Genomic DNA, 10,481 nt, shown 5'->3' with positions numbered 1-10,481 from the left:
TTCCATTTCTGGAATTCGTTCTTTCGAACGAGTCGCTCACTCAAAATACTGACAGTTGCGATAATGATTGCTCACTATCGCGTCTTATCTTTACTTCTTGTGAACATTTGATATTTTTTAAGTTTCCTAACTACCGAAGTAGCTAGTCGCTTCATTATCAAGTGCCCACATTTATTGACTGTTAATTGTTAAAGATCTTATTCTTTTCTACTCAAACTCACCCGAAGGTTTTTGTTTTTGCTACGAAGCGTTGTGTTCGTCAGCAGCAGAGAAACGAGATTATGCAGCACTTCTTTATTTCCGTCAACCCCCTGTTTTTTATTTCATTTAAATCGTTTTTACTTATTCGATTTAAACCTCAGGAACTCAACGACCAGCTACTTGCATTTCTCTTATTTCAACCCCGCATTTCTGCGGGAGGCGAACTATAGCAAAACAAAAGCCATTCCGCAAGCTATATGCGGAATGGCTTTTTCATTTTGTCGCTTTAGTCTTTATTCAAGCAGCTTTTTGCAGATCTATTATGTCGGCTGATTTTAATAGGGATTGAACTGCTCGCTCAAAGAGTGGTTCTGTTTCTAAAAATTTCACCCGTCCGTGCGCGATCATGCGACGGAACATCCTTACACTTAATAGTGAAGGTTGTTCTTGCCCCTCCAGTGTTAAGATCAAATTGGTCAAAGCGGGGTCGATCCAATTCAGTTTGCCCTGGTTAGGCTCGCCACCCAAATTAATTTCAACAGAAACACCTGCTTTTAACTGCTCCATCACCAAGTCTATCGCGGCATCTTTCTTTTCCGTTTCACCATCAATAGTGTCTTTCGGAAGCTCTTGCACATAAACTTGATCAAGCAACTGGACTTTCATATCCAGTTCTTTAATAGCATTGTCCAAAAACTTATTGACATTAGACCACTCCTCATCTTGTAAAACTGCAAAATTCTCTAGATCAGGATCAGCAAAAAAATTATTGAAGTGATTGTGGATCGCAGATAAAGAAGGTAATTTTTGCTTTTGCGCGGAATGATTTATACGCATTGATCTTGTATGGGCGTCCACAAGCCAATTCATCAGCCCTTCTTGTACAGTTGGATCGCACTGAATACTCGCTAAACCTTCTTTTAACGTACTCAAAATGATCGGCAACAACGCCAACAATTGGATGCGCTCTTCTTCACTGGCTTTAGGAATAATACTCCAAAGCAAATCGGGAACTAGCAAGCGAAAACGATGTGCACGCTTTGCATCTTCCCTATCAGCTAATTCTAGGACGTAAACCCAGATAGTCTCGAAAAAGCTTTGTAGATAAGGATCGATCGTAAGTCCAAGTAAAGCCTCATGCAATTGCGCGGACGTATGAGCAAAACGCAATGTCCGATTGCGTACTTGCTCGACACTTTCAATCGCATTTTCAGTACTTGCACTACCAGCACGTAACTCGCGCGCGATAAATACGTCAAATTCATCAAGCATCCGCGAGAAAATCTGCGGATTCTCGCTTTCATCTTGTAGCAAGGTTTCAACTATCCGACAAATCTCTTTGGTAATCTCGATCCCACTTGGATCAATTTGCTTCAAACCCAAAGAAATCGATCCGATGCGATTTACTAAAAGGCGCGCTGGATGGCCTTTTTGCGTCAGCAGACTATGGTCTTTTAGCGCTACCTTCAGTACAAGGAATTGCAAACGTCCGAGTTGCGCACGAATCTCCGCAGGCACTTGGGTATCTCGTAAAATGAATTCGAACAGCATCGCAACGATATCGATCGTCATTTGCTCATCCACTGTCGAACTTAAGTCATTCAGTGCACTTCTTTGTTCCAAGATAAGGTTACGAACCCCACCTCGGCTATCAAACATATCTTCGCCTGATGGCGTGTAGGATTTTTGAAACTTTGGAATCGTACTGCTTAAATTGCCGCCATCAAACTGCCCCATACGTGCTGCTTGCGTCCCACTTGGGGCACCAACATCTGGAGAAGTATCATCCGAGTGCGAACCGGATGCATCTGAATGTACTGGAAAATTTCCTCCCGAAGTATCGACACTATTCCCATCTAGATTGGTCGGTGGCAGATTAGCTTGGGCTCCAGGCGTGACATCTCGTCCAAAAAAACCTCGGATCGCATCACTAACAGCCTCACCATTCTTCAACCATGAAAACGGTTGATCATCAGCGTTATTTGTCTCGCTGGAATATGGTGCTGTGTTTGAAGAGGAATGGGTTTCATTAACCGCCGTCGTATTAGAGACCCGCTTTCCAGAGATTAGATTTGCCGCTCGATTCATTGCAGAATGGAAGAACTGTTCGATCTGGCTGCTGCGTCTGCTAGGCATCTGCGAATTCGTTAATGATGCGCTTTCATCCTCATTGCTCTGCTCGGATTCTGCTGAGGCTTGCCCCTCGTCCGCATAATTGCCTGCCGAATTACTCGCAGTCGGTGACTTCTTGATTTTCAATTGCAGTTGCGCAGCCACGCCATGCTGCGCTAGGTAATTGTTAACGGACGCGTAAATCGATGGCACAAAGCTGAGAAAATTGCTTGAGACCTGCTCAATCAAGATGTCAGTCAACATCGGACTGACGCCTAACTCATCTACGGTCATCGAGATACAACGAGAAAATAGATAGGGTCGAAATGGATTCTCCCTCTCATTCGTCACTTCTTGCTCAAAAATCAGTGCAATTCGAATGTTCAAATCACGCAACTGATCTTCAGCCTCTCGACGAAAACGATTGGTAATTTCTTCGAGCCGCAGGCCTCCCTCGAAAGCGGTGGGATCAATGAGGGTCAAACTTTCTGGATTAAAATTGGCGGTTGGCCGGTAAGTACTATACGTTGTCTTGAAACTTCGAACTAATAACTGTTCCATTGAACTAGTCAATTTTTGAACAATACTGGCTCCTTGCTCGACCAACACGGTACGCGCATCAAGCAGTCGCCCTTGCTCCAAAGAAGAATAAGTATCGTCCGCTTTAATGAAGCAATCTTCGATGCAGCGCGGAATCGTGCGTTGCATTGCTTCAGTAAAGCTGCGCGTGAATTCAATGCGAGCATTGGTTAATAATACGCTCTGATCCATACTTCCTTTGTTCAAGCAGCCTCCTTTAATCAAAAAAACGAGCGAAATTAGCTGGCTTTCTTTTTCCTTGTTACCGCTTTTTTCACCGGAGCATCTTCGGCGACTGCCACTTTGGTTTTTGCTGCCGCTTTTGATGGCGCTTTTGCCTTACGCTCTTCAAATTCAAAACTCGTTTTGCCATCCTTGCCGCGAACTAAAAACGCTTTAAATGGCCGACGCGTCCGCTGCGAGATAAAACCAGGTAAGAGGTCAGTTTTTCCTTCGACCAAAAGTTTACGCATTTGTTCAGGCAAAATTTCCTGCTGGAGGATTATCCGACCACTTCTGAAGTCACAAGCCTTGGGCTTGGCAACACTCTTTTCACAGACATAAGCTAGCCCTAACTCATAGACGTGGCCACCACACTTAGGGCAGGCGCCTAATGATTCAGCCTGCGAGAAGTCATGCTCCTCACCGTCTTCGCCTTCTTCTTGATTCTGTCCGAAGTCAAATTCTAGCTTGAGATTTTTGATATCTTCATCGCGAACAATTTTCAAAATCGCAGCAAATGGTCGCCCCATCTTTGACCTGAATCCTTGTAAAGGACCGATCTCGCGTTTTTGCAATAATTCTTCCACTTCGACGATCTCAAATTGACGACTGCCTGGCGTTTTACTCATCGAGAACTCACACTTAGTGCAAGCGAAACGACGATAATTTTCTTTGACAACGCCACCACAATTCGGACAAGGCGTATGCAAAGTCGCATAATCACCCGGAATCGTATCGTTATTAAACTCTTTCGCTCGCTTGACGATGATCTGCGTCATTTGGGCAATTTCGCGCATAAACTCATCGCGGGTAATCTTGCCGCGCTCCATCTGCGCTAACTTATTTTCCCATTCACCGGTCAACTCTGGCGAGGTTAATTCATCAACACCTAAGCCACGTAACAAGGTCATCAACTGAAAAGCTTTTGCTGTCGGGATTAATTCACGACCTTCACGCAGTAAATATTTCTCGTACAAAAGACCTTCGATAATGGCGGCACGGGTTGCTGGTGTACCCAAACCTTTACCAGACATAGCCTCGCGAAGCTCTTCATCATCAATGAGCTTGCCCGCGCCCTCCATCGCTGACAGCAAAGTTGCCTCAGAATATCTCGCAGGAGGTTTAGTAACTAAACCATTGGCAACAATTTTTTCGGTTTTGACTTTTTCACCTTTGGCTACGGCGACCAGGTTGCCTTTATTTTCAGGATCAGTCTCGTCTTGCGCTTCTTTACCGTAAATCGCCAACCAGCCTGGGTTAGTCATGACCTTGCCTTCAGTCTTGAACTGGTGTCCAGAGACTTCGGTCATGCGGGTTGTGACTTGATATTCCGCGGCAGGAAAAAACACAGCCATAAAACGGCGCGTAACCAGGTCATACAATTTTTGCTCTGGTTCAGATAAATTTTTTGGTACGTGTCCAGTCGGAATAATCGCAAAGTGATCACTAATTTTCGTATTATCAAAAATCCGCTTATTGGGTTTAATCCAATTGTTATTCAGGATCTTGGCGGCAAATTGTTGGAAATTGTTGATTTCGCTAATTTTACTGACTGTCTCTTTCACCGTCGGCAAATAATCTTCCGGTAAATGACGTGAATCGGTACGAGGGTACGTTAAGACTTTATGTTTCTCATACAAGGCCTGTGCCAAGCCCAAGGTATTCTTTGCTGAAAAACCAAACTTCGAGTTAGCTTCACGCTGTAGGCTTGTTAAATCAAACAAGGCTGGCGCCATTTGTGTTGCTGGCTTGGACTCTTCAGTGACATTACCTTGCTTACCACGACAAGCGGCAACAACCGACTCGGCTGCCGCTTTGCTCCAGAGTCGTTCAGCCTTCCTCTCACCATCAGTCTCATCTTTTTTGAATTGATGATCCAACCAACGGCCTTCATAAATTCCAGCAGCACAAACGAACTCAGCCCGCACTTCCCAAAAGTCTCTGGAAACAAAATTCTTAATTTTCTCTTCCCGCTCTACGACAATCGACAAAGTTGGTGTTTGCACTCTACCAACGGTGGTCAGATAAAACCCACCTTCTTTCGAATTAAAGGCGGTCATAGCACGTGTACCATTGATACCGATCAACCAATCAGCCTCTGAACGGCAACGAGCAGCATCGGCCAAAGGTAACATTTCTTCGTCGCTGCGCAATTTTTTGAACCCGCTACGAATCGCATCAGACGTCATCGATTGCAACCAGAGACGTTTAACTGGTTGCTTAGCTTTGGCATGCTGAGCAATTAAACGAAAAATCAATTCGCCTTCACGGCCCGCGTCACATGCGTTAATTAAGGCGGAGACATCTTTACGTTTAATTAATTTATTGAGAACTTTAAGACGCGACTCGGTCTTGGCGATAGGATTCAAGGCAAAATGCGGTGGAATCATCGGCAAATGCGCAAATGTCCATTTGCCGCGCTTCACATCGTATTCCTCGGGGACTGCAATCTCCAATAAATGACCGACGGCCGAAGATAATACATATTCGTCTGATTCAAAATAATCGTCGTGTTTGGTGAACCCACCCAAGGTCTTTGCGATGTCATTCGCAACCGAGGGCTTCTCGGCAATGATGAGGGTTTTAGTCATATTGGGCTTAATTTTTTATAGTCTTGTTATGCAATTGATTGCAGTATGGCGTTAATTTAGCGACATCCTTGCCACTTAAAACAAGGGAAATGCTATATATCAGCGGGGAATAATAAACGGAATGAATCAACTACGGCAATAGAAGCTCGGTATTTGCCACAAATAAAGAATAAATTTTGTTAAAAGCTACTGCAACAATCGTGGGCAATTTTCGGCATCACTCAACAATAATTCGTCAAACATAAGCATATCCGACTCACACCCTTGGCTCCAAAGTATCATTAATACAATAACCTTGAATTTTGCCAGGCTTAACGGCGATTCATCAACTGCCATTGCACGCTCAATGACAATTTCTCGTTGTTGAGCATTCAACATCTCAGTGTCCTGAAGAAAATGTAAATAGCCAATGGCCTCACTACCAAGCAAGGCATTTTCTTCTTCTGTATAAACCCGAAATCCCGTACTTTCCAGCAAAGATGCGGGACATAGAAGCGCATCTAGATCAGCAATTGCAAGATGATTAGTCGTGTCGGCAAGCCCCCTTAGCCAATCGAGTGCGGCAATAATCTCATCATCATCAAACCCGACAGCAGATAATTTCTTCGCCAAAACGATCGAATCAGGACAGGTATCCGGTCGGTAATAGGTTTCATAGAGATAAACTAAAATATCAAACATAAACTTCATTCATAAATTCAAAAGCAGGCTGACCTTACGCATTGCCAGCCATTTGGTGGCCTAATTAGCATTAATGCGCTGAATCATGCCATTTGGCAGAGTTTCGATGTGCCCCTGCAACTCCAAGTCTAATAACTGTGCCGACAATTCCATCACATTATCACCACTCCGCATTGCCAACACATCAATATGGATCGGATCATACCCGATAATTGTCAGCAACTTGTGACTAGGCATGTTCCGGCCAACCGAAAACTCTTGCAATGTTGGGCTTAACATTTTGACCGAGGAGCCTATTTCATCCAAGATGTCTTGTGCAGACTCAACTAGTTTCGCACCTTGCTTAATCAATTGATGACAACCTTTTGCCAAGGGAGAATGAATCGACCCCGGAATCGCAAAGACATCACGCCCTTGCTCTGCGGCCATTCGCGCGGTAATTAAAGATCCTGATTGTGCTGCCGCTTCCACAACCAATACTGCTTGCGCCAAGCCAGAAATAATCCGATTTCGCCTAGGGAAATTGCTCGCAACGGCCGGCATACCCAATGCATATTCGCTTAGTAGGCAACCATGTTCGACAATTTGATGTGCTAATTGCCGATTCCTGGCCGGGTACACGATATCGGCTCCGGTACCTATCACGGCAATCGTTGAACCGTTTCCGCGCAATGCCCCGGTATGGGCTGCGGCATCAATCCCGGCTGCCAAGCCAGAGCTGACGCATAGCCCCGCCTGGCTTAAGCACTCAGAAAATTTCTCAGCGTTTAAAACGCCCTGAGTACTTGCATTTCGACTGCCAACGACCGCAACTGTTTTGTTTTCCAACAATTCTATTTTGCCTTTGGCATACAACAGTATTGGAGGATCTGAAATCGTCAACAGGTTTTGTGGGTAACCTGGATCAGCCAAGCTAAGCAAAAAGTTACCTGGTTGCTGCAGCCAAGCTTCGGTGCGATCCATTTGCGATAGCAGGATGGCATCAGGACATTGCAGGATAGCATGCGCAATTTTTGCAGGCACATGCTCAGCTAAAGCAGCATATTCAGTTTGGAAAATTTGTGCCGGCAGCCCGAACACACTCAACAGTTTGCGAGCAGTTTCATTGCCAACGCCCTTGGTCATTGATAGGCGCAACCAATCACGCCAATCTTGATCATCTTTCGTCGGCAACAAACGCTGCTCCAGATTCATTAGCAATGAATCACTTCACAGGCGTACGCACAATATCGCCAACACTGACGACGTCTGTCACCTGCATCACCAAACCATAGGATATATTTTTGAAGACGCGGAAGACGAACAGCTGTCCATACATTTCATCGGGCAAACGAATCGGTTTTTTGTCATTCGTACGATCAGGTATGACTTTTCCAAAACGACCTAACTCTAGAACAGTTCCCACATCGATACCTGAACTCGATCCCTTATTAATACTGACGATGTTATTCTGACCTGCATAGTTCACACCACCATAGACGGCCACAACGCGCGCCTTGAGCTCTTGTTCCGGCGCGTGTGGTACATAATTAATAATAGGCGTTGGTGGAATTGGCACTAATCGATCACCAATGCCCATTTCTTCTTTGGAAGTTACTATTAAAAAGGAATCAACACCATCTTCTGTTTTAGCCGTACGTTCCAACTTGACCGCGCCGATATATACCGCTTCGTAACCAATAATCGCTTTGGTATCAGGGTCTTTCAACGCAATGCCAGGTCGGAATACTTGAAAGGAGGTACCGCTTTTTAGATCGCCCTTCACATACACTTTATCGCCCTTGCCCATGTAAACTCGTCCCTCAGGCGCAGCTACAATCCTAGGCGCATTCACGAATTCATCTTTCTCGATGATCAAAGGCTGAGACAAATACGGTTCAATTAAGTTATTAGGTATGGCGGATATGGCCTCAGATCCGCCATTAGATAAACTACGAATTTGGGGACTCAATTTTGTAATGCCAGAGGCTTGAGAGCCACCTTCTCCCAGAGGATTAGCCAAACGCAAACGGCCATTTACACGGTCAAAGTACACAATTTGCTTAGGGTAAATCCAGTGTGGATTGCGAATTTCCTCCTTGTTCATGCCCCAAACTTCTGGCCAGCACCATGGATTTTGCAAAAATCTTCCAGAGATACCCCATAAGGTATCGCCTTTCACAACCACATGTTTATCTGGAGCGTCAGGTAGAAATGTGCACTTACTACTTAATGCTGGGACTTGGCTATTTTCAGCCTCTTGACCAAGTGCGGGCACAGAAACCGCGAGAGGAAAGGCAAAAGCGAGGGCGATTGTGCTAAACTTTTTCATGAAATTTTCCGATGCAGGTAGCTGATTCTAGGGAATGGCAAGCCATAAACTCTCGTCGAGATAAATCTGATTTTATTTTCGCGACTGACAGGCTCTTGCCAAACTTACCAAATTGAATCAAATTCTGCCCATAAATCCTTGAACTAGCAAGAGAAACCGCACTCTAGCGCCTCTGGCTTGTTGTGAATTGTCTTATGTCCATACTAAATATTCTCCGTTACCCTGATCCTCGCTTACACAAAGTTGCTAAGCCTGTCACAGTTTTTGATGCGCGCCTAAAGCAGCTTGCTGCCGATATGGCGGAAACCATGTATGACGCTCCAGGCGTTGGTTTGGCAGCTTCGCAAGTTGATGTCCATGAACAATTAGTCGTTATCGACACCTCGGAAGATAACTCCCAATTGCAGGTTTTCATTAATCCTGAAATTATTTGGGAAAGTGAAGAACGCAAAGTGTATGACGAAGGTTGCTTGTCGGTGCCTGGTATTTACGATGGCGTTGAACGCCCTGCGGAAGTCAAAGTACGCGCACTCGATCTAGAAGGCAATGCTTTTGAAGTTCATGCTGACGGCTTGTTGGCTGTCTGCATTCAACACGAAATGGATCACCTAAAAGGCAAAGTGTTCGTCGAGTATTTATCGCCTTTGAAGCGCAATCGCATCAAAACCAAAATGCTAAAAGAAGAACGCGACTTGAACAAAAAGGCTGGCCGTCGATGAAAGTGATTTTCGCTGGCACACCTGAATTTGCCGCTACCGCACTCAAGGCCATCATTGATGCTGGCTTTGAAGTACCTTTGGTGCTGACGCAACCAGACCGCCCAGCGGGACGAGGAATGCTGATGCATGCATCAGCAGTCAAACAATTAGCGCTGGCGCATCAAATTCCTGTCGCGCAGCCAGTCTCTCTGCGGCTCAACGGTAAATACCCAGAAATTGCGCAAGAAGCGCATGAGCTACTGCACAATACGCCGCATGACATTATGGTTGTCGCGGCGTATGGATTGATTTTACCTTTGTCGTGCCTGACTATTCCACGCTTAGGTTGTATCAATATTCATGGTTCCCTATTGCCGCGCTGGCGCGGTGCAGCACCGATCCATCGCGCGATTGAAGCTGGCGATACGGAAACCGGCATCACAATTATGCAAATGGAAGAAGGCTTGGACACAGGACCTATGCTGTTGCGTCGAGCAGTCACTATCGACGCACATGACACGACTGCAAGCTTGCATGACCGACTTGCGACATTGGGTGGCGACATGGTGGTCGATGTCTTAAGACAATTCGCGCAAAGTGATGTAACACCACTTTCTGCAGTAACGCAGCCGGAAGAAGGGGTCTGCTATGCAGCGAAAATTAGCAAGGAAGAAGCGGCCATTGATTTCCGAGCTAGCGCACAGGTAATCGATAGAAGAGTCCGAGCATTTAATCCTTTCCCAGCCGCCCATGCCAACATCGACGGCACTACCATCAAATTCTGGCGCGCCGAAGTTGCCAATGGCGACAGCAAATCACCCAGCGGCGGCATCATCGAGGCGTCAGGACAACAAGGCGTTTTGATTTCCTGTGACAATGGCAAATCAGTCTTGCGTGTATTGGAACTGCAAAAGCCAGGTGGCAAGCGCTTGCCAGCACAAGAGTTTTTGCAAGGCTTTCCGCTAAAGGCTGGACAAGTGTTTCAATCTTGATTTAAGTCCCCCACAGTTCTTGCGATAACCAATTAAGGCAATTTGCAAGAACTGTCACATTGTCATCATCGAATCCCTTTACAATAGTCACATA

At 45.5% G+C, this 10,481-nt stretch carries 7 protein-coding genes; 2 read left to right on the top strand and 5 right to left on the bottom strand.

Annotated features, from left to right (window positions below; genetic code table 11):
- Window positions 1-498: 498 nt before the first annotated feature.
- The 5 genes from H8K52_RS16600 to H8K52_RS16580 all read right to left on the bottom strand — a co-directional run bounded on the left by H8K52_RS16600 (window position 499) and on the right by H8K52_RS16580 (window position 8,697).
- Entirely contained in the window at window positions 499-3,099 is a 2,601-nt protein-coding gene (locus H8K52_RS16600; RefSeq protein ID WP_186924027.1) for a DUF1631 family protein, read from the bottom strand.
- Between the two features lie 32 nt (window positions 3,100-3,131).
- Window positions 3,132-5,705 (bottom strand): DNA topoisomerase III, encoded by a 2,574-nt coding sequence (locus H8K52_RS16595; protein ID WP_186924026.1) that lies wholly within the window; start codon window positions 5,703-5,705, stop codon window positions 3,132-3,134.
- 186 nt (window positions 5,706-5,891) lie between these two features.
- Window positions 5,892-6,386 (bottom strand): Smg family protein, encoded by a 495-nt coding sequence (locus tag H8K52_RS16590; RefSeq protein ID WP_186924025.1) that lies wholly within the window; start codon window positions 6,384-6,386, stop codon window positions 5,892-5,894.
- Window positions 6,387-6,446: 60 nt separating this feature from the next.
- Window positions 6,447-7,559, bottom strand: a complete 1,113-nt coding sequence (gene dprA, locus H8K52_RS16585; protein WP_425507553.1) for a DNA-processing protein DprA — start codon at window positions 7,557-7,559, stop codon at window positions 6,447-6,449.
- Window positions 7,560-7,590: 31 nt separating this feature from the next.
- A complete protein-coding gene (locus tag H8K52_RS16580) occupies window positions 7,591-8,697 on the bottom strand; it encodes a LysM peptidoglycan-binding domain-containing protein (protein ID WP_186924023.1) in 1,107 nt (368 codons plus the stop codon).
- Window positions 8,698-8,891: 194 nt separating this feature from the next.
- On the opposite strand from H8K52_RS16580, the gene def reads away from it, so the two are divergent.
- The gene (gene def, locus H8K52_RS16575) at window positions 8,892-9,416 is read left to right on the top strand and encodes a peptide deformylase (RefSeq protein ID WP_186924022.1); all 525 of its coding nucleotides are present in this window, start codon (window positions 8,892-8,894) and stop codon (window positions 9,414-9,416) included.
- Window positions 9,413-10,387: a methionyl-tRNA formyltransferase gene (fmt, locus tag H8K52_RS16570; RefSeq protein WP_186924021.1), complete on the top strand. Its 975-nt coding sequence runs from the start codon at window positions 9,413-9,415 to the stop codon at window positions 10,385-10,387. Before def ends, fmt begins: the two co-directional genes overlap by 4 nt.
- The last annotated feature ends 94 nt before the right edge of the window (window positions 10,388-10,481 follow it).

It is taken from the genome of Affinundibacterium seohonense, assembly GCF_014284305.1.
Classification (GTDB): domain Bacteria; phylum Pseudomonadota; class Gammaproteobacteria; order Burkholderiales; family Burkholderiaceae_D; genus Undibacterium; species Undibacterium seohonense.
This window is presented reverse-complemented; position numbering and strand designations above follow the sequence as displayed.

Excerpts from the sequence above, each read along its gene's own strand:
- H8K52_RS16595 (WP_186924026.1), bottom strand. The coding sequence starts at position 5,705 with ATGACTAAAACCCTCATCATTGCCGAGAAGCCCTCGGTTGCGAATGAC.
- H8K52_RS16590 (WP_186924025.1), bottom strand. The coding sequence starts at position 6,386 with ATGTTTGATATTTTAGTTTATCTCTATGAAACCTATTACCGACCGGAT.
- H8K52_RS16580 (WP_186924023.1), bottom strand. The coding sequence starts at position 8,697 with ATGAAAAAGTTTAGCACAATCGCCCTCGCTTTTGCCTTTCCTCTCGCG.
- def (WP_186924022.1), top strand. The coding sequence starts at position 8,892 with ATGTCCATACTAAATATTCTCCGTTACCCTGATCCTCGCTTACACAAA.
- fmt (WP_186924021.1), top strand. The coding sequence starts at position 9,413 with ATGAAAGTGATTTTCGCTGGCACACCTGAATTTGCCGCTACCGCACTC.